The sequence below is a fragment of the Microbacterium sp. UCD-TDU genome (assembly GCF_000340625.1).
GTDB lineage: Bacteria > Actinomycetota > Actinomycetes > Actinomycetales > Microbacteriaceae > Microbacterium > Microbacterium maritypicum.
Genome location: NZ_KB454447.1, coordinates 526,303 through 544,346, shown reverse-complemented (window position 1 = coordinate 544,346; position 18,044 = coordinate 526,303). Strand labels below are relative to the sequence as shown.

Genomic DNA, 18,044 nt, shown 5'->3' with positions numbered 1-18,044 from the left:
GAACGTCGTGCGCGGCGGTGACCGCGACGCAGTGACAGAGCCTACCCGCAGGTGCTCATCCCGGGGAGGGCACGCGCGGGAACCACCTCGAGTGATCCCGTGTCCGCGGCAGCGATTATCGTGGACTCGATGCTCTCTCCGTCCTTTCCTCAGCGTGCCCCATGGGGAACCGCGAACAAGCTGCGCGCCTGGCAGCAGGAGGCCCTCGAACAGTACTTCGCCGCGGATCAGCGCGACTTCCTCGTGGCCGCCACGCCCGGCGCAGGGAAGACCACGTTCGCGCTCACCCTCGCAGTCGAGCTCATGCGCATGGGCGAGGTCAACCGCATCATCGTGGTGGCGCCGACCGAGCATCTCAAGACACAGTGGGCCGATGCCGCCGCGCGCGTGCACATCCGCCTCGACCCTCGCTTCCGCAACAGCGACTGGGCCCCTGCGCGGCACTATCACGGCGCGGTCGTCACCTATGCGCAGGTCGCGGCGAAGTCCTCGGTGCACCGCCATCTCACCGAAGACGCCCAGACGCTGGTGATCCTCGACGAGGTGCACCACGGCGGCGACGCGCTCAGCTGGGGCGACGCGATCCGCGACGCCTACGGACCGGCCAAGAGGCGCCTCCTCCTCTCCGGAACGCCGTTCCGCAGCGACACCGCGCCGATCCCGTTCGTCGAGTACCACCCCGATGAGTCCGGTGCGCGCATCTCGCGCACCGACTACAACTACGGCTACGGCCGGGCGCTTGCCGACGGCGTCGTGCGCCCCGTGCTGTTCCACATGTACGCCGGCAAGATGCGCTGGCGCACCACCACAGGTGACGAGCTCGAGACGCACCTCGGCCAGGACAACACGAAGGACGTGACGTCGCAGGCCTGGCGAACGGCGCTCGACCCCGAGGGCGACTGGATGCCCGCCGTGCTCTCGGCCGCCGATCGCCGCCTCACCGAGATCCGCCATCACGTTCCCGATGCCGGCGGGCTCGTGCTGGCGACCGATCAGACCGTGGCCCGCGCCTACGCGAAGATCCTGCACAGCATCACGGGTCAGCAGCCGACGATCGTGCTCTCCGACGACGCGACCGCTTCGGAGCGGATCGAGAAGTTCAGCGCCAACGACGCCCGGTGGATGGTTGCCGTGCGCATGGTGTCGGAGGGCGTCGACGTCCCGCGCCTGGCCGTGGGCGTGTACGCGACGTCGTCGTCGACTCCACTGTTCTTCGCGCAGGCCATCGGCCGCTTCGTGCGGGCCCGTCGTCGCGGCGAGGCCGCCAGCGTCTTCCTTCCGCAGGTCCCCGTCCTGATGGGGCTCGCGAACGAGATGGACAAGCAGCGCGACCACGCCCTCGACCGGCAGTCGAAGGAAGAAGACGGCCTCGATGACTCGCTGCTCGAGAGCGCGAACCGCGAGGAGGAGACCTCCGATGCGCTGACACAGGAGTTCAGCTATCAGGCGCTGTCATCGGTCGCCCACTTCGATCGGATCGTGTTCGAGGGGCAGGAGTTCGGGCAGCTGGCAGAACCGGGCACCCCGGAAGAAGAGGAGTTCATCGGGTTCCCCGGTCTTCTCGAACCGGAACACGTGCATGAGCTCCTCATGCAGCGTCAGTTCCGTCAGTCCCGACTGCGCGAGGCGCGCGAGGCCTCTGCCGGCCCGGCGGAGACGACGACGCTGCCCGCGCCGCTGCACCGCACGCTCAAGGAGCAGCGGCAGCTTCTGAACAGTCTGGTGGGTCTCTACGCGCGGCAGAAGGGCGAGCCCCACGGCGCGGTGCATGCCGAGCTGCGGCGCATCTGCGGAGGACCGGCGGTCGCGCAGGCGACGGTGACCCAGTTGCAGTCGCGCATCGAGGTTCTCCGCAAGCGCGTGCGTTCCTGACGCCCTCGCGCGCACCCATGCGCGTGATGCGGGCGCTGCTTCGGATCCCCGAAATGCTGTCAATCCGCGTCTGAGCGCGGTGCGCGCGGGGGTCCGCGGCTAGCGTTGAACGGTTGCCCGCGCACCGGGCGCCGTTACACCTGGAGGACTCATGACAGCCCCTGCTGCAGCCGACCCGACGCCCGCCGACCGCCGGCGCTGGGCGCGATACCTGGTCGAGGAGCGCGCGGAAGGCGCCGTGTATCAGAAGCTCGCCGCGCGCAGAGAGGGCGAGGAGCGTGACATCCTGCTCCGTCTCGCCGACGCGGAACGCCGCCACGAGCAGCACTGGCTCGATCTCCTCGGCGCGGAGCCGAAACGACTCCCTCGTGCCGGTGTCCGCTCGCGTCTGCTCGGCTGGATGGCCGGTCGCTTCGGGTCGATCTTCGTGCTCGCGCTGGCGCAGAGCGCCGAAGCGCGATCTCCCTACGACTCGGAGCAGTACGCCACGCCCGCGATGCGGGCCGACGAGAAGGTCCACTACGAGGTGGTCCGTGGGCTTGCAGCGCGCGGCCGCAGGCGTCTCTCCGGTTCCTTCCGCGCGGCGGTCTTCGGAGCGAACGACGGTCTCGTGAGCAACCTCGCGCTCGTTCTGGGCATCGGTGCGACGGGGGTGAGTTCCGGGTTCGTGCTCTTCAGCGGCATCGCGGGACTCTTGGCCGGGGCGCTGTCGATGGGGGCGGGAGAGTTCGTCTCGGTGCGGTCCCAGCGTGAGCTGCTCGCGGCGACCGAGGCGAACGAGGACGCCCACGCGGCAGCCGTGGATCTCGACATCGACGAGAACGAGCTCGCGCTCGTCTACCGGGCGCGCGGCATGGAGCCGGAAGAGTCCCTCTCCCGTGCCCGACGCATCGTGACCGCTGCGCAGGCTGGAGTACGCCGGGCCGCCACCGGACCGGTCAACACCCAGGGCGGCAACGACCACGAGATCGTCGGCAGCGACTGGACTGCCGCGATCTCCAGCTTCCTCCTGTTCGCCTCCGGGGCGATCATCCCGGTCCTGCCGTGGATCTTCGGTCTCCAGGGCACCACGGCCGTGGTCGTCGCCCTCGTGCTCGTGGGCATCGCGCTGCTGAGCACCGGCGCCATGGTCGGTGTCCTCTCGGGCGGCCCGCCCCTCCGACGCGCCCTCCGCCAGCTCGCCATCGGCTTCGGCGCGGCTGCCATCACGTACGTTCTCGGCCTCGTGTTCGGCGTCACTGCGGCGTGATCGGACTCACCCCACCGATCGGGTGATCGCCGGCACCGTGTAGTGCCCCTCCAGCACGGCGGGGGCGGGCTCGTACATCCGCATCACCGGTCGGAAGGCTCCGGCCGGTGAGGGAAGCCAGTTCGCCGCCGCCCTCTCGTCGGCGGGGCGCTCATGGCTGATGGTGATCGTGAGGGCACCGTCCTCGTCGCGCACGAGACCGGGAGTGCGGTCACCGATCGAGTACCGCTCGATCGGGTTCTCGACGAGGTAGAAGTCGGGAACCGAGTACATCGTCAACGACCAGAAGGCGGAGACGGGCGGCTCGGGATCCAGGCGCAGCGTGTACGTCCGCTCGCCGGTCAGCTGATCCCCTCGGTCATCGACATAGCTCACGATGTACGCCGCCTCGTAGGCGTGGTTCCCCCACAGGCCGCCCAGCGCTGCGGCCGCGCGTTCTCGGATGCGCGCCTCGGGGCCGGTCATCTGGAAGCGGGCGTCGTCGAGGGCACCGATCTCGAAGTAGTCGAGGTTGTAGTCGAAAGCATGAAGAGTGAGCATCCACCCGTTCACCTCGGGTGTGGCGCTGTGCGTCAGGAACGACTGGAGCGACTGCTCGGCGGCTTCCAGATCGCCGACAAGACGTGCGGCGTCCGAGAGGGCGATCGAGGCATAGGGGGATTCGCCTACGACGGCGATGCCTGTCGAGGCCAGCGAGGCCTGCACGGGTCGATCCCGCGGTGCGGGCGGGAACTGCTGCGACCAGACGCGGAGCTTCTCGAGGAAGAGCGCGCTCTCCGGGACAACGGGATCCGGGCGGGCGAGCCCCGCGGGCACGGCGTCCGGGTCTCGCGGCGTGAGCGTCGTCGCGTCCTGGAGCGCATGCACGGCGGGGAGTTCGTCATCGCCGCTGACGGCCCACCGGCCCACGATCGAGGCGACAGTCGTCGGGAACCGGATGACGACCGCGTCGCCGGTCTCGCCGTCCCACGAGGGCGGGACCAGCAGGAACGTCCCCGCGCGTGTCCCTGTGGCACGGTGTCCGACGTACGCGAAGTTGTTCGTCCACGCGTCGACGAACTGGAGGACGTAGTAGCGACCCGCGGTGTCCGGGACCCGCAGTTCGACCGGGCCGACGCTGAGGTCCACCTGGGCCATCGAGTAGAGGGTGTCGTTGTTGATCGTGACGAACGTGTCCGCCGGGCCGGCGAGCGTTCGGGCGTGGCTGAACGCATTGAACGGGGCGGCGGGGGTGGAGCCGACTCCCGTCGTCGTGTAACGCGTCACCTGATCGAGGTTGAACACGAGGGGGAACCCGTAGAGGTAGGCCTGAATGATCGTCTGACGATCGGCTTCGAGGGCGGTCATGGCGATCAGGCTATCCAGAGCCGCTCGCACGCAGGAGAGGAGATCATCCCTCCCGGATGAGCCTCCGCGGGTGCGTCGCGCCATCGACGAGAGACGACGAAGGCCCCGGATCGGTGGATCCGGGGCCTTCGTCTTCCTGTGCGCGGAGGGGGACTTGAACCCCCACGCCCTTACGGGCACTACGACCTCAACGTAGCGCGTCTACCATTCCGCCACCCGCGCAGGTGTTGGATGATCGTTGCCGACCGAAGAATGACATTACCACGTCCTCCGCGGCCTCTCGAACCGAGGCGCACGCCCGGGCGTGGCGCACGGTTTCGATAGCCTGGAGCCATGACTGATCCGTCTCTTCCGGAGGTCGTCCGCATTGCGAGCGACCTGATCCGATTCGACACGTCCAACTTCGGCGGAGGAAACGCGAAGGGCGAGCGCGAGGCCGCGCAGTACGTCGGGGCGTACCTGGAGGAGCTCGGGCTCGAAGTCGAGTACTACGAGCCGATCCCGCGGCGCACGAACGTGATGGCACGCGTGCCAGGACGCGACAGGGACAAGCCCGCGCTCGTCGTGCACGGCCATCTCGACGTCGTGCCGGCCATGGCCGAAGACTGGAGCGTCGATCCCTTCGCCGGCCTCGTGCAGGACGGGATGCTGTGGGGACGTGGCGCCGTGGACATGAAGAACATGAATGCCATGATCCTGACGTCCGTCGCAGAGATCCTTCGGGCGGGCGAACGACCGGAGCGGGATCTGGTGCTGGCCTTCTTCGCCGACGAGGAGAACGGCGGCGTGGAAGGCTCGGCACTGGTCGTGCAGAATCGCCCGGAGTGGTTCGAGGGGGCGACGGCGGCGATCAGCGAGGTCGGCGGCTACTCGATCACGGTCGACGACCGACGCGCCTACCTGTTGCAGGTGGGGGAGAAGGCCCTGATCTGGATCCGGCTGGTGGCGAAGGGGCGCGCGGGTCACGGCAGCCGTCTGCACGATGACAACGCGGTCACGAAGCTCGCAGAAGCGGTCGCGGCGATCGGCCGCACGCGCTGGCCGATCCGGTTGACGTCGACCACGAAAGCCCTGCTCGAGGGACTGAGCGCCCTGAGCGGACGCAGCGTCGATGACCCCGATGCCCTGGCCGCCGCCGCCGGTCCTGCCGAGGCCTTCCTGCGGTCCTCTTTCCGCACGACGACGAACCCGACCGCGCTGACCGCGGGCTACAAGCACAACGTGATCCCCGAGCGCGCAGAAGCGCTCATCGACGTGCGAGTGATCCCCGGGACCGAGGACGACGTCCTGGCCGAGCTCCAGCAGATCGTCGGCGACGAGATCATCATCGAGACGGTCGTCCGGGACATCGGCATGGAGACGCCGTTCGAAGGCGAGCTCGTCGAGGCGATGGTCGCCAGCATCGGGCGACACGATCCCGGCGTGCCGGTCATCCCGTATCTTCTCGGGGCCGGCACCGACAACAAGGCGCTGGCATACCTGGGCATCACCGGCTACGGCTTCGCCCCGTTGAAGCTCCCCGCCGACCTCGACTTCACAGGCATGTTCCACGGAGTCGATGAGCGAGTACCCGTAGACTCGCTTGTCTTCGGCCAGCGGGTGCTGACCGATCTGCTGCGCACGTACTGAGCGTCGCGCGCTCCGTGCCTCCTCCGAACTGAAAGCTCTCTCCATGCACCTGCTCGAAGCACTGATCCTCGGTGTGGTCCAGGGACTCACCGAGTTCCTTCCGATCTCCTCCAGCGCTCACCTGCGCATCCTCGGCACGTTCCTGCCGTCGGGTGAAGACCCGGGTGCGGCTTTCACCGCGATCACCCAGATCGGTACCGAGGCCGCGGTGGTGGTGTTCTTCTGGCGCGACATCGTGCGCATCGTGACGCAGTGGTTCCGGTCGCTGGTCGGCAAGGCACCGCGCAACGACCCTGACGCCAGGATGGGCTGGCTCATCATCATCGGCAGCATCCCGATCGTGGTCCTGGGGCTGCTGTTCCAGGATCAGATCGAGACCGTGCTGCGGTCGATGTGGATCGTCGCCGTGATGCTGATCGTCTTCGGAATCCTGCTCGGCGTCGCCGATTACGTGGGGGCGAAGCGCCGCAAGCTCGACGACCTCACCTACCCGCACGGCATCGCTTTCGGTTTCGCGCAGGCGCTGGCGCTGATTCCGGGTGTCTCCCGCTCGGGCGGCACCATCACGATGGGGCTCTTCCTCGGCTACGAGCGCGCCGCTGCGGCGCGCTATGCGTTCCTGCTCGCGATCCCCGCGGTGTTCGGCAGCGGCTTCTACCAGGTCTTCAAGAGCTGGGACGAGCCGTCGTTCTTCTCCTTCGGCGACACGCTCGCCGCGACCGGAATCGCGTTCGTCGTGGCACTCGGGGTGATCGCGTTCTTCATGAACTGGATCTCGAAGCGCAGCTTCCTGCCCTTCGTGATCTACCGCATCCTGCTCGGCACCGTCCTGCTGGTCCTGCTCGGAACCGGTGTGATCGCGGCCTGAGCCGGGCTCAGCGTTTGCGGTCGCCGGGGCCGTCGTCGCGGCGACGCAGGTAGCGCTCGAACGCCTGGGCGATCGCGTCGCCTGATGCCTCGGGGGAGTCCCACGTATCGCGGGTGCGCTCGAGCTGACGGATGTACTCCGCCATGTCCTCGTCCTCGGACGCTGCTGCGTCGATCGAGGCCTCCCAGGTCGCGGCCTCGGTGCGCAGCGTCTGGCGATCGACGTCCAGGCCGGTGAGCTCCTCGAGGCGGTCCAGCAGAGCAAGCGTCACCTTCGGCGAAGGGGTCGCCGACGCGACGTAGTGCGGCACGCTCGCCCACAGACTCGCCGTCGGGATGCCCGCGTTCTCGGCGAAGTGCTCGAAGACGGTGAGGATGCCGACCGGGCCCTCGTACAGCGAGCGCTCGAGGCCATGCGCCTCGCGCACCTGCTCGTTCTGGCTCGAGGCGAAGATCGATATCGGTCGGGTGTGGGGGACATCGGACAGCATCGCCCCGAGAGTGACGAGACCGGTGATGTCGTCGCGGAGGGCGATGTCGATGAACTCGGAGGCGAAGGCCTGCCAGGTGCGCGCAGGTTCGGCGCCCGTGAGCAACCAGAACTCGGGTCCGGGTGCAGGATCGCGCGGACGCCACAGTCCGGCCTCCGGCCACGTCAGCTGGCGGCGGCCCTCGGCATCCATCCGCGTCGAGGGACGCGTGTACTGGTAGTCGAAGTACAGCTCGGGGTCGACGGAGTGCACGAGGTCGTACTCCGACGATGAGCGCAGCGCCTCGATGGCGCTGCTGGCCGCTTCGCCCGCATCGTTCCAGCCGTCGAAGGCGGCGATGACGATGCGCGGACCGAGAACATCCATCGAGGGCTCCCTTCGAGATCGCGGTCGTGATCCTTCCAGGCTAGTCCGCGAAGGCGGGATGCGGGCGGCACCACGGCTACCATGGGTTCAGTGAGCAGAAAGCCCAGCGCGGTCCTTTGGGACATGGACGGAACACTCGTCGACACCGAACCGTATTGGATGGCCGCCGAGACGGCACTGGTCGAATCGTTCGGAGGTTCCTGGACCCACGAGGACGCGCTGCAGCTGGTCGGAAGCGGGTTGCTCGACAGCGCGGTGATCCTGCAGAACGCCGGTGTCGCGATGGAGCCCGAGGCGATCGTCTCCCACCTGACCGACGTGGTGCAGGAGTCGCTGCGCACGCAGGGCGTCCCGTTCCGCCCCGGCGCCCGCGAGCTCCTCCGTGACCTCCGCGAGGCGGGGATCCCCACAGGCCTGGTGACCATGTCGCTGCGTCGCATGGCGCTCAACGTCGTCGAGCTCATCGAGTTCGAGGCCTTCGACATCGTCGTCGCCGGCGATGACGTCGACAACCCCAAGCCCCACCCCGAGCCCTACCTGCAGGCGGCCGCGCTTCTGGACGTCGACATCGCCGAGGTGATCGTCATCGAGGATTCGCCGACCGGCGTGCGCGCCGGCCTCGCCTCAGGGGCGCTGACCCTCGCGGTTCCCCACATCGTGCCGCTCGACCACCTCGGCGCCCACGAGTTGTGGTCCACCCTCGCCGGCAGGGGCGCCGACGATCTCACCGATCTCTTCGACAGCAACACCGCCGTGACAGGAGCCACCCGATGACCGATTCCCGCGTACAGCGGCCGAGCGGTCCGTTCCGTGCGGGCGATCGCGTGCAGCTGACCGGGCCGAAAGGCCGACTGCACACCGTGACGCTCCGCGAAGACGGAGAGCTCCACACGCACCAGGGCGTACTGCGCCATCGCGACCTCATCGGGCTTCCCGACGGCTCCGTCGTGGCCAACAGCTCCGGGCACGACTACCTGGCGCTGCGTCCGCTGCTCCGGGACTTCGCGATGTCGATGCCCCGCGGCGCGGCGATCGTGTACCCCAAGGACGCGGCTCAGATCGTGATGCAGGCCGACGTCTTCCCCGGGTCGGTGGTGGTCGAGGCCGGCGTCGGCTCCGGCGCACTCTCCCTCTCGCTCCTGCGAGCCGTGGGCCCGGCCGGGAAGCTGATCTCCTTCGAGCGTCGCGAGGACTTCGCCGATGTCGCCCGCGGAAACGTGGAGACCTTCTTCGGTGAGCACCCGGACACCTGGCGGGTCGTCGTCGGCGATCTCGTCGAAGCCCTGCCGAACGAGGTGGCCCCGGCCTCCGTCGACCGCGTGGTGCTCGACATGCTCGCGCCGTGGGAATGCATGGATGTCGTGGCCGACGCCCTCACCCCCGGCGGCGTCGTGCTCTGCTACGTGGCGACCGCGACCCAGCTCTCCCGTGTGGCGGAGTACATCCGTGGCACGGGACTCTTCACCGACCCCGACGCCTCCGAGACGATGGTCCGCGGCTGGCACGTCGAGGGGCTCGCCGTGCGCCCTGATCACCGGATGGTCGCCCACACCGGGTTCCTCCTCACGGCCCGCCGACTCGCTCCCGGTGCCATCGCGCCGTCGGTGAAGCGGCGTGCGTCCAAGAGCAGCTACGGCGATGAGGACGTGGAGGCGTGGACGCCCGGCGCCGTCGGTGACCGGGAGATCAGCGACAAGAACCTCCGCAAACGCGCACGAGAAGCGGAGAAGGCGGCCGAAGGGGCGCGCCTTGCCGCCGCATCGCGCGATTCCGGGCACGCGACGGAATAGACTGGAGCGCGTGCGTAAAACGTCCGCCGTTCTGGCATCCCTCAGCCTCGCCGTCCTCGCCCTGACGGGCTGCACCGCGACAGCATCCGACGGTGTCGCCGCGTGCGACCGCGGCGGCAACGACAAGATCCTGAACGTCGCCGACGTGAGCGGTGACCTCGGTTCCGTCCCCGATGTCGACGTCTTCGGACCGGTCAAGACCGACAAGACCTCGTTCGCCGACGTCACCGTCGGAGACGGTCTGGCACTGGGATCGGACTTCCAGCCCGTAGTGCTGGACATCGCCTTCTACGGCGGAGACAGCGGCAAGGCGCTCTACCAGTCCGAGTTCAACGGCGACCAGAGCCGCGTGCACAGCATCGACTACTGGGCTCAGCGTTCTGCGGGTCTCGCGGACGTTCTCGAGTGCGCCACCGGTGGCAGCCGTGTCCTCGCCGTCCTGACTCCGGAGGACTTCGGGGCCCAGAACGTCCAGGCGTTCGGTCTCGACAAGGGCGAGAACATCGTCGCGGTCATCGATGTGCTCGATGTCATGCCGGCGAAGGCATCCGGTGCACTGCAGTTCAACGACGCACGCGGCCTTCCCAGCGTCGTCCGCGCCCCCGACGGCACTCCCGGCATCATCATCCCCGATGTTCCCGCGCCGACCGAAATCGTCACGCAGACGCTCATCAAGGGCGATGGCCCGAAGGTGAAGGAGGGCGACATCGTCGTCTCCAACATCATGGGTGTCGGCTGGGACGACAAGACGGTCACCACGAGCTCGTGGGGCAAGGACGCGAGCGTGAGCGTGGCCGCCGAGCAGCTCGTGGGCGCCACCGTCGGGTCGCAACTGCTCGTCGTCTTCCCCGCTGCCGAAAGCGCTCCCGCCACGGCGATCGTCGTCGACATCCTGGGCGCAGTGACGGCGCCCACGCAGTGATGGCCGCCCGTATCCCCGCGGAGGAGCGCCTGACGAATCTCGTCGTGGCGCTGATGGCCACGGAGATCGGGCTGACCAAGCAGCAGATCCTCGACAACGTCTCCGGGTATCGGCAGCGCGCAGAGGCGGGCACCCGATCGGACGCCCTGGAGAAGATGTTCGAGCGGGACAAGGACGAGCTGCGCTCGCTCGGGGTACCCATCGAGACCATCGGGGACGCTGCGGATCCGAACGACCTCCGCGAAGCGCGCTACCGCATTCCCCAGGCGGAATACGATCTCCCCAGCGACATCGAGTTCTCGCCGGCCGAGCTGGCAGTGCTCCAGCTCGCCGGAAGCGTCTGGAGCGCCGAATCGGTCTCCGGGGACGCCCAGTCGGGTGTCCGCAAGATCCGCGCCCTCGGGATCGACGGCGACGAGCCGATCATCGGTTTCGCCCCTCGCATCACGGCCAGGGATGCCGCGTTCTCTCCGTTGCAGGATGCGATCGAACGATCCCGAGTGGTCTCCTTCGACTACCTGAAGCCCGGCGAGGATGCCCCTCGCCGGCGCCGGGTCCGCCCGCTGGCGCTGGTCGACTACGAGGCGCGGTGGCATGTCTTCGGCGTCGACGTCGATGCAGAGGAGGACCGCACCTTCCTGCTCAGTCGGATCGTCGGGGATGTGCGGGTGAGCTCGCAGAGCTTCGACCCCGCCCTGCGCGACGGTGCGGGGGATCGCGCACTCGCAGGGTTGGAACGGGTCGCGTCCGAGAACTCGGCTCTCCTGGAGATCACCCCTGGTACGGAGGCCGCGCTGCGCCTGGGGCGAAGGGCCACATCAGCTCCTCAGGGCATCAACGTGCCCTTCGTGGACCTGCACATCCTCGCGGACGAACTCGCCTCGTACGGTCCGGAGGTTCGCGTGGTCGAGCCCGCACCGTTGCGCGACGCCGTGATCTCGCGTCTTCGCGCCGTCGCCGAGCTGCACACCGACGAGGAGGAGGCGAGATGACCGCCAAGTCGAAGCCGTTGCTCGCCGCAGACCGGGTGCGGTTGTACTTGACCCTCGTTCCCTACGTGCTCGAGCACGGACAGGTCTCTCTCGAAGAGGCTGCATCGGAGTTCGGCGTCACGTCGCAGGAGATGCGCGGCATGGTCGAGAAGCTCACCGTGATCGGGCTTCCCGGTGAGGACGGCTATTGGCAGCAGCCGCAGGAGATGTTCGACATCAACTGGGATCTGCTGGACCTCGAGGACGTCATCGAGATCACCAACGATGTCGCCCTGCGTCGTGTGCCGCGCTTCACCGCGCGGGAGGCTGCCGCCCTGCTCGCAGGTCTGCAGATGGTGGCCGCGGTTCCCGCCGTCTCCGACTCGGGCCTGGTGGCAGGGCTGATCTCGAAGCTGTCCCGTGGTGCAGCCGACGCGCCCGCCGACGTGGTCGTCGCGCCCAGCGCCGTCGACGAGGTTCGTGAAGCCGTGGCTCGAGGCCTGCACGAAGGCGTCGCGATCGCCTTCACCTATCAGGCTCCCGATGCCGCGCCGACGACCCGCACCGTGGATCCGATGCAGATCCTGATCACGAACGGACAGTGGTACCTGCAGGGGTGGTGCCACCTCCGGCAGGCGATGCGCACCTTCCACCTCGACCGGGTGAGCGCGCCGACGCTGACCGAGATCCCGATCACCCACAGCGGAGATCAGGTTCCGGAGGCTTTCGCCGGGCTCGATGATGAGCGCGAGGTGACGGTGCGCGTCGCCGAGCGTCTCGCACCCCTGCTCAGCGGATTCGTGCCCACCGGGGCGACCGAGGCGGTCGACGGCGCAGTGACCACCCGGCTGCATCTCGCCGACCCGCGCGGCATCAAGCGGCTCGCGGCGCGCTTCGGGGGAGCCATGGAGGTCCTGGAACCGGGTGTCGCCCGCGCGGCGACCAGGGAGTGGGCAGCCGCAGGACTCGCCCTCTATCGCCAACCCGAAGCAAAGGTTTGATCTGTAGACTGGATCGAACGCTCACCGACGACGGGAAACCTGACATGTTCGCTGGAATGCAAGGCTGGCACCTGCTTATCGTGCTGGCAGTGATCCTCCTTCTTTTCGGTGCCGCGAAGCTGCCGGCCCTCGCCAAGAGCATGGGTCAGTCCGCCCGCGTGTTCAAGGGCGAGATGAAGGCGATGAAGGACGATGACGCCGCTCGCACCGAGTCTGCAGCCGTCGACCCGACCACGGTGAAGGACTCGGGCATCGACCCTGAGACTCCGCCCCGCGCCTGACCGGCCGTGGCAGCCATCGAACCGACCGTGATGCCGAAGGCGGATCGGGATCGACGGATGTCGCTCGGCGCGCATCTCGTCGAACTGCGCAAGCGCCTCATGTTCGCTGCGCTCGCTCTCGTGGTCGGCATGGTCATCGCCTTCCTCGTGGCTGACCCGATCATCAACTTCATCACCGAACCGGTGCGCATCATCGCCGAGAAGCGCGGAGACGACTTCAGCGCGCTCAACTTCGGAACCATCACCTCGGCGTTCGACATGCGCATGCGCATCGCGTTCTCTATCGGCATCTTCCTGTCGGCTCCGGTCTGGCTGTGGCAGGTCTGGGCGTTCATCATGCCCGGCCTCACGCGCAAAGAGGTCAGGTACACGATCGGTTTCGTCGTGGCTGCCGTTCCGCTGTTCTTCGCCGGCTGCTACCTCGGGGTGATGATCATGCCCCACATCATCGAGCTCATGTGGAGCTTCACCCCGGCCGGAGCGACCAACCTCTACTCCGCCCAGGAGTACTACGACTTCATCTTCAAGCTGATGATCGTGATCGGCATCTCGTTCGTGCTGCCGGTGTTCCTGGTCGCTCTCAACCTCGCCGGCGTCATGTCGGGTCGCGCGATCCTCAAGGGATGGCGGGTCGCCATCATCATCGCCACGGTGTTCGCCGCTCTCGCGACGCCGGCCGCCGACGTCGTCAGCATGCTCATGCTCGCGGGTATCCTGATCGTCCTCTTCTTCGCCGCCGCGGGTCTCTCCCTGATCTTCGATCGACGCAAACGCAAACGCGACGAGGCATCAGGGCTTCTGCCGGATCCGGCATGAGTTCGCCCTCGGAGAGGTACGCGCGCGCTCAGGAGGCAGTGGAGCACCCGCAGTCCACAGCGTTCGCGGCGCTGCAGAAGTTCCAGCTCGACCCCTTCCAGGTCGCGGGGTGCCACGCGCTCGAGAGCGGACGCAGCGTATTGGTCGCAGCCCCCACGGGCGCGGGAAAGACCATCGTCGGTGAGTTCGCGATCCACCTCGCGATGCAGACCGCGAGCGACAAGGCGTTCTACACGACGCCGATGAAAGCGCTCTCCAATCAGAAGTTCAGAGAGCTGGTCGACGTCTACGGAGCCGACCAGGTTGGTCTGCTCACCGGCGACACCAACATCAACGGCAACGCCCGCATCGTCGTGATGACCACCGAAGTCCTGCGCAACATGATCTATGCCGACTCCTCGGCGCTGCGGGACCTGCGCTACGTCATCATGGACGAGGTCCACTACCTCGCCGACCGCTTCCGCGGCGCCGTGTGGGAAGAGGTCATCATCCACCTGCCGGCGCGCGTGCGCCTGGTCTCCTTGAGCGCCACCGTGTCCAACGCCGAGGAGTTCGGCGATTGGCTGGACACCGTGCGCGGCGACACCGAGGTGATCGTCTCCGAGATCCGGCCTGTGCCGCTGGAGCAGCACGTGCTCGTCCGCGACGACCTCCTGCCGCTCTTCGACGATCGTGCTGGCCCGGCCACCGCGCAGGTGAACCAGGAGCTGATGCGTATCCGCTCCTCGACGGGCACGACGTACGAGAACAACCGTCAGGCGCAGTCCTACCGCAGCGACCGCCATGCCGGTCGTCAGGCGAAGCGGCCTCAGCGAGGCGGACGTCGTCCGGTACGCGCCGCCAACGCACGCCGGATCGAGCGGATGGATCGCCCCGACGTCGTGCGACTTCTGGAGCGGGCGAATCTGCTCCCGGCGATCTTCTTCATCTTCAGTCGGGTCGGGTGCGAGGCCGCCGTGCAGCAGGTGCGTCGGGCAGGGATCCGGCTCACCTCGAATGACGAGCGTTCCGAGATCCGCGCCATCGTCGAGGAGCGCACGCGCACCCTCCAGGAGGAGGACCTCGGCGTGCTCGGCTACTGGGAGTGGCTCGACAACCTCGAGCGCGGCGTCGCATCGCACCACGCGGGGTTGCTGCCCGCGTTCAAGGAAGTCGTCGAGGAGCTCTATCAGCGCAAGCTCGTGAAGGTCGTCTTCGCCACCGAGACGCTCGCGCTCGGGATCAACATGCCGGCGCGAACGGTCGTGCTCGAGAAGATGGAGAAGTTCAACGGCGAGGCCCGTGTCGCCATCACCTCGGGGGAGTACACGCAGCTCACGGGCCGCGCCGGTCGTCGAGGCATCGACGTCGAAGGTCACGCCGTGGTGCAGTGGACGGAGGGCATGGATCCGCAGGCGGTCGCGGCACTCGCTTCCCGCAGGACGTATCCGCTGAATTCGAGCTTCCGGCCCACGTACAACATGGCCGTGAACCTGATCGACATGTTCGGCAAGGTCAGGGCCCGGCAGATCCTGGAATCGTCGTTCGCGCAGTTCCAGGCGGACCGTGCCGTCGTCGGGCTGGCACGCCAGGTGCGCGAGGCCGAGGAGTCTCTGGCCGGCTACCAGAGCGCGATGGCGTGCGAGCACGGAGATTTCCCCGAGTACGCGGCCATCCGGCGCGAGCTGAGCGACCTCGAGAAGAAGAACCGACAGGATTCGAACGCGCCGCGCGCGTCGCGCGACAAGCGCATGAAGCGTATGCAGTCGTTGCGCACGCAGATGCAGCGCCATCCCTGCCACCGCTGTCCCGATCGTGAAGCTCACGCGCGGTGGGCGGAGCGCTACTGGAAGCTCAAGCGCCAGAACGACCGGATCCGTCGTCAGATCGAGACGCGCACCGGTTCCGTCGCGCGGGTCTTCGACCGTGTGATCGAGGTGCTGGAGACGCTCGACTACATCGTGGATGACAGTGAGGAGACCACCCTGACCGAGGCCGGACGCACCATGCGCCGTATCTACGGTGAACGCGATCTGCTGGTCGCCGAGTCCCTGCGCCAAGGCCTCTGGGCCGGTCTCGACGCCCCCTCTCTCGCCGCCATGGCGTGCTGCCTCGTTTACGAGCCCCGCCGGGACGAAGCGAATACGGGGGAGCGGGGTCTGCCACGCGGTGCGTTCCGCGCGGCGTACGAGAAGACCACGACGCTGTGGGCCGAGCTCGACGATCTGGAGCAGGACCATCACCTTCCCGGCAGCGAGCCGTTGGCGGCCGGGCTCGCCGGAGCGATGCACTCGTGGGCGCGCGGCGGAATGCTCGACCGGGTGCTGATCGACGCCGACATGGCAGCCGGTGACTTCGTGCGCTGGGCGAAGCAGACGATCGACCTGCTGGATCAGCTCTCGATCGTGGCGGAGGACGCCACGATCGCGCGGACCGCACGGGCCGCGCTCGACGGGGTGCGCCGGGGCATCGTCGCCTACTCCTCGACGTGAGATGGATGCGATGACCGAGAAACGAGCGCCCCAGCGCGCGCTCCTGCCTCTGTGGGCCGCTGTGCTCGCCGCCGGACTCGCCGCGGTGATGATGGACCTGGCCTATCCAGAGGCCGCCGTGTGGATCCTCGCCTTCCCGGCGACGGCTCTCGTTCTCGTCTCACTGATCGGACGCCGTTTCGGGGGAGCGCTGCTGGTCGGAGTCGTCTACGGGATCCTGTTCTTCGGACTACTCGTCTCCTGGACGTCGCGCTACCTGGGCCCGGTCCCGTGGGCCGCTCTCAGTGTCCTCGAGGGAATTCTGACGGGAATCGCCCTCGTCCCGATCGCCCTCGCCTACCGGTGGCTCCCGAAGGCCTTCCCCGGGACCGCAGGCCGCCTCCTGGCGCTTCCCGCGGTCGTCGCCGCCCTCTGGGTCGGCCGCGAGCTTTTCGTCGGCTCCTGGCCCTACGGAGGCTTCCCCTGGGCTCGCATCGGCATGAGCCAGGCCGAGAGCCCGCTGGCACCGGTCTCCTCCTGGGTGGGCGTCAGCGGACTCAGTTTCCTCATGGTCTTCGTCGTGGCGATGCTCATCGAGGTCGCGCGCATGAGGGCGTGGCGACGGCCACTCCTCGTGATCGCGCCCGCCGCCCTCGTGGTGGTGCTCCTGTTCACCCCGCTCTTTCCCACGTCTTCCAGCGGTTCCCTGCGGATCGCAGCGGTACAGGGAAACGGTCCGACCGGCTACTTCGACGACCGCGAGCCGTTCTCGGTGATCCAGGCGCAGACCGACGCGACCGCGCCTCTCTACGGCGAGGATGTCGATCTCCTCGTGTGGCCGGAGGGGTCGTTGGACGGCGACCCGTTCCAGATCGACGCCCTTGCGCGGCGGATGACTCTGCTCGCCAACCGTGTCGACGCCCCGCTGCTGGCGAACGCGGCCACCGGACGGGACGACCGTTACTTCAACACATCGATGCTGTGGAATCCCGACGGCACGGCGACGCAGCTGCATGACAAGCGCCACCCGGTCCCGTTCGGCGAGTATGTGCCGGATCGCGCCTTCTTCAACGCGCTCGCTCCCAACCTCATCGGACTCATCCAGAGGGAGTACACGCCGGGGACGAACGCCCCGCTGGTCACCGTCGACGGTGTCCCGGTCGGCCTCGCCATCTGCTTCGACGTGATCTACGACGACGTGATCTGGCAGGGGCTGAACTCCGGCGCCGAGGTGCTGGTGTTCCAGACGAACAACGCGGACTTCCGCGGCACGGACGAGAACCTCCAGCAGCTCGCCTTCGCCCGGATGCGGGCCATCGAGACGGGCCGCAGCGTGGTGAACGTCTCGACTGTCGGCACGAGCCAGATCATCCGCGCCGACGGATCGACCGTCACGAGCCTGGACGCAGATGAGGCCGGAGCGATGCTCGAGGATGTCGAGCTCCGATCCGGCCTCACAGCTGGTGTGGTGCTGGGCCCCTGGGTGCAGGTGATCCTGCTGTGGGGCGGTCTGGGCGCGCTCCTCGTCGGGTGGTGGCGCGCCAGGAGGCGCTAAGCGCCGATCTTCTCGCGGGTCGGGTCTTCGCCGGCACCGCGGCGGGCGCGGATGAAGGCGAGGCGCTCTTCGAGGAGTTCCTCGAGTTCCGCGCGGCTCCGACGCTCCAGCAGCATGTCCCAGTGGGTGCGGGCAGCCTTCTCGTCGGTGACCTCGAGCGTGACGGCCTGGCCGTCGACGTTCAGGCGGGCTTCGGCGCCGCACGCGCGGCACTCCCAGGTCTGGGGCGGTTCTGCGTCCGCCGCGAACATCAGGTTCGTGACGTGGCCGCAAGTGTCACAGGTGTAGGTGGTCTCACGGCGCTCCATGAAAACGACGCCCTCTTCGCTCTGTAGGCTCTGGGCGCCGAGTCGGATGCCGCGCAGGCTGCGATCTGCCATTGTGTGGTCCTCTCGTCGCTGTCAGGTATAACGCTCCAGCCTGTGCGCTTCATCCAC

16 protein-coding genes and 1 tRNA gene are annotated in these 18,044 nt (G+C 67.9%); 13 read left to right on the top strand and 4 right to left on the bottom strand.

Going from position 1 to position 18,044, the window contains the following annotated elements; all coding sequences use genetic code 11:
* The first annotated feature begins 129 nt into the window (after positions 1-129).
* Entirely contained in the window at positions 130-1,872 is a 1,743-nt protein-coding gene (locus D514_RS32910) for a DEAD/DEAH box helicase (RefSeq protein WP_031206162.1), read from the top strand.
* A 151-nt stretch (positions 1,873-2,023) separates the two neighbouring features.
* Positions 2,024-3,121 carry a VIT1/CCC1 family protein gene (locus D514_RS32905; protein ID WP_017830638.1) on the top strand — a complete coding sequence of 366 codons (1,098 nt, stop codon included), beginning with the start codon at positions 2,024-2,026 and terminating at the stop codon, positions 3,119-3,121.
* Between the two features lie 6 nt (positions 3,122-3,127).
* Here the strand turns inward: D514_RS32905 and D514_RS32900 are convergent, their stop codons facing one another.
* On the bottom strand, positions 3,128-4,468 hold the full coding sequence (locus tag D514_RS32900) for a DUF1254 domain-containing protein (RefSeq protein WP_017830637.1): 1,341 nt from the start codon (positions 4,466-4,468) through the stop codon (positions 3,128-3,130).
* 139 nt (positions 4,469-4,607) lie between these two features.
* Positions 4,608-4,690 (bottom strand) — tRNA-Leu (locus tag D514_RS32895).
* 111 nt (positions 4,691-4,801) lie between these two features.
* On the opposite strand from D514_RS32895, the gene D514_RS32890 reads away from it, so the two are divergent.
* Both D514_RS32890 and D514_RS32885 read left to right on the top strand, forming a co-directional pair.
* Positions 4,802-6,097, top strand: a complete 1,296-nt coding sequence (locus tag D514_RS32890) for a M20/M25/M40 family metallo-hydrolase (protein WP_017830636.1) — start codon at positions 4,802-4,804, stop codon at positions 6,095-6,097.
* Between the two features lie 43 nt (positions 6,098-6,140).
* On the top strand, positions 6,141-6,965 hold the full coding sequence (locus D514_RS32885; protein WP_017830635.1) for an undecaprenyl-diphosphate phosphatase: 825 nt from the start codon (positions 6,141-6,143) through the stop codon (positions 6,963-6,965).
* A gap of 7 nt (positions 6,966-6,972) precedes the next feature.
* On the opposite strand, the gene D514_RS32880 is transcribed toward D514_RS32885, so the two are convergent.
* A complete protein-coding gene (locus tag D514_RS32880; protein ID WP_017830634.1) occupies positions 6,973-7,821 on the bottom strand; it encodes a PAC2 family protein in 849 nt (282 codons plus the stop codon).
* 90 nt (positions 7,822-7,911) lie between these two features.
* On the opposite strand from D514_RS32880, the gene D514_RS32875 reads away from it, so the two are divergent.
* Genes D514_RS32875 through lnt form a run of 9 tightly spaced genes read left to right on the top strand, consistent with a single transcriptional unit; the run spans position 7,912 to position 17,607 of the window.
* Entirely contained in the window at positions 7,912-8,595 is a 684-nt protein-coding gene (locus D514_RS32875) for an HAD family phosphatase (protein WP_268244446.1), read from the top strand.
* Positions 8,592-9,611, top strand: a complete 1,020-nt coding sequence (locus tag D514_RS32870) for a tRNA (adenine-N1)-methyltransferase (RefSeq protein WP_017830632.1) — start codon at positions 8,592-8,594, stop codon at positions 9,609-9,611. The genes D514_RS32875 and D514_RS32870 overlap by 4 nt, the downstream gene beginning before the upstream one ends.
* Before the next feature lie 10 nt (positions 9,612-9,621).
* A complete protein-coding gene (locus D514_RS32865; protein ID WP_017830631.1) occupies positions 9,622-10,533 on the top strand; it encodes a hypothetical protein in 912 nt (303 codons plus the stop codon).
* Positions 10,533-11,525, top strand: a complete 993-nt coding sequence (locus D514_RS32860; RefSeq protein ID WP_017830630.1) for a YafY family protein — start codon at positions 10,533-10,535, stop codon at positions 11,523-11,525. The genes D514_RS32865 and D514_RS32860 overlap by 1 nt, the downstream gene beginning before the upstream one ends.
* A complete protein-coding gene (locus D514_RS32855; RefSeq protein WP_017830629.1) occupies positions 11,522-12,505 on the top strand; it encodes a YafY family protein in 984 nt (327 codons plus the stop codon). Before D514_RS32860 ends, D514_RS32855 begins: the two co-directional genes overlap by 4 nt.
* 44 nt (positions 12,506-12,549) lie before the next feature.
* Complete coding sequence (tatA, locus tag D514_RS32850) at positions 12,550-12,786, top strand: Sec-independent protein translocase subunit TatA (protein ID WP_017830628.1); 237 nt, start codon at positions 12,550-12,552, stop codon at positions 12,784-12,786.
* Positions 12,787-12,843: 57 nt separating this feature from the next.
* Positions 12,844-13,602, top strand: a complete 759-nt coding sequence (gene tatC / locus D514_RS32845; RefSeq protein WP_031206159.1) for a twin-arginine translocase subunit TatC — start codon at positions 12,844-12,846, stop codon at positions 13,600-13,602.
* Positions 13,599-16,073, top strand: coding sequence for an RNA helicase (locus D514_RS32840; protein WP_031206158.1), 2,475 nt, complete (start codon positions 13,599-13,601; stop codon positions 16,071-16,073). Before tatC ends, D514_RS32840 begins: the two co-directional genes overlap by 4 nt.
* 10 nt (positions 16,074-16,083) lie before the next feature.
* Positions 16,084-17,607, top strand: a complete 1,524-nt coding sequence (gene lnt, locus D514_RS32835; protein ID WP_036323692.1) for an apolipoprotein N-acyltransferase — start codon at positions 16,084-16,086, stop codon at positions 17,605-17,607.
* On the opposite strand, the gene D514_RS32830 is transcribed toward lnt, so the two are convergent.
* Positions 17,604-17,987 carry an RNA polymerase-binding protein RbpA gene (locus D514_RS32830; RefSeq protein WP_017830624.1) on the bottom strand — a complete coding sequence of 128 codons (384 nt, stop codon included), beginning with the start codon at positions 17,985-17,987 and terminating at the stop codon, positions 17,604-17,606. The two genes, lnt and D514_RS32830, sit on opposite strands and share 4 nt — an antisense overlap.
* Positions 17,988-18,044: the final 57 nt, after the last annotated feature.

Excerpts from the sequence above, each read along its gene's own strand:
- D514_RS32905 (WP_017830638.1), top strand. The coding sequence starts at position 2,024 with ATGACAGCCCCTGCTGCAGCCGACCCGACGCCCGCCGACCGCCGGCGC.
- D514_RS32830 (WP_017830624.1), bottom strand. The coding sequence starts at position 17,987 with ATGGCAGATCGCAGCCTGCGCGGCATCCGACTCGGCGCCCAGAGCCTA.
- D514_RS32885 (WP_017830635.1), top strand. The coding sequence starts at position 6,141 with ATGCACCTGCTCGAAGCACTGATCCTCGGTGTGGTCCAGGGACTCACC.
- D514_RS32880 (WP_017830634.1), bottom strand. The coding sequence starts at position 7,821 with ATGGATGTTCTCGGTCCGCGCATCGTCATCGCCGCCTTCGACGGCTGG.
- tatA (WP_017830628.1), top strand. The coding sequence starts at position 12,550 with ATGTTCGCTGGAATGCAAGGCTGGCACCTGCTTATCGTGCTGGCAGTG.
- lnt (WP_036323692.1), top strand. The coding sequence starts at position 16,084 with ATGACCGAGAAACGAGCGCCCCAGCGCGCGCTCCTGCCTCTGTGGGCC.
- D514_RS32890 (WP_017830636.1), top strand. The coding sequence starts at position 4,802 with ATGACTGATCCGTCTCTTCCGGAGGTCGTCCGCATTGCGAGCGACCTG.
- D514_RS32900 (WP_017830637.1), bottom strand. The coding sequence starts at position 4,468 with ATGACCGCCCTCGAAGCCGATCGTCAGACGATCATTCAGGCCTACCTC.
- D514_RS32910 (WP_031206162.1), top strand. The coding sequence starts at position 130 with ATGCTCTCTCCGTCCTTTCCTCAGCGTGCCCCATGGGGAACCGCGAAC.
- D514_RS32860 (WP_017830630.1), top strand. The coding sequence starts at position 10,533 with ATGGCCGCCCGTATCCCCGCGGAGGAGCGCCTGACGAATCTCGTCGTG.
- D514_RS32870 (WP_017830632.1), top strand. The coding sequence starts at position 8,592 with ATGACCGATTCCCGCGTACAGCGGCCGAGCGGTCCGTTCCGTGCGGGC.
- D514_RS32840 (WP_031206158.1), top strand. The coding sequence starts at position 13,599 with ATGAGTTCGCCCTCGGAGAGGTACGCGCGCGCTCAGGAGGCAGTGGAG.
- D514_RS32855 (WP_017830629.1), top strand. The coding sequence starts at position 11,522 with ATGACCGCCAAGTCGAAGCCGTTGCTCGCCGCAGACCGGGTGCGGTTG.
- tatC (WP_031206159.1), top strand. The coding sequence starts at position 12,844 with ATGTCGCTCGGCGCGCATCTCGTCGAACTGCGCAAGCGCCTCATGTTC.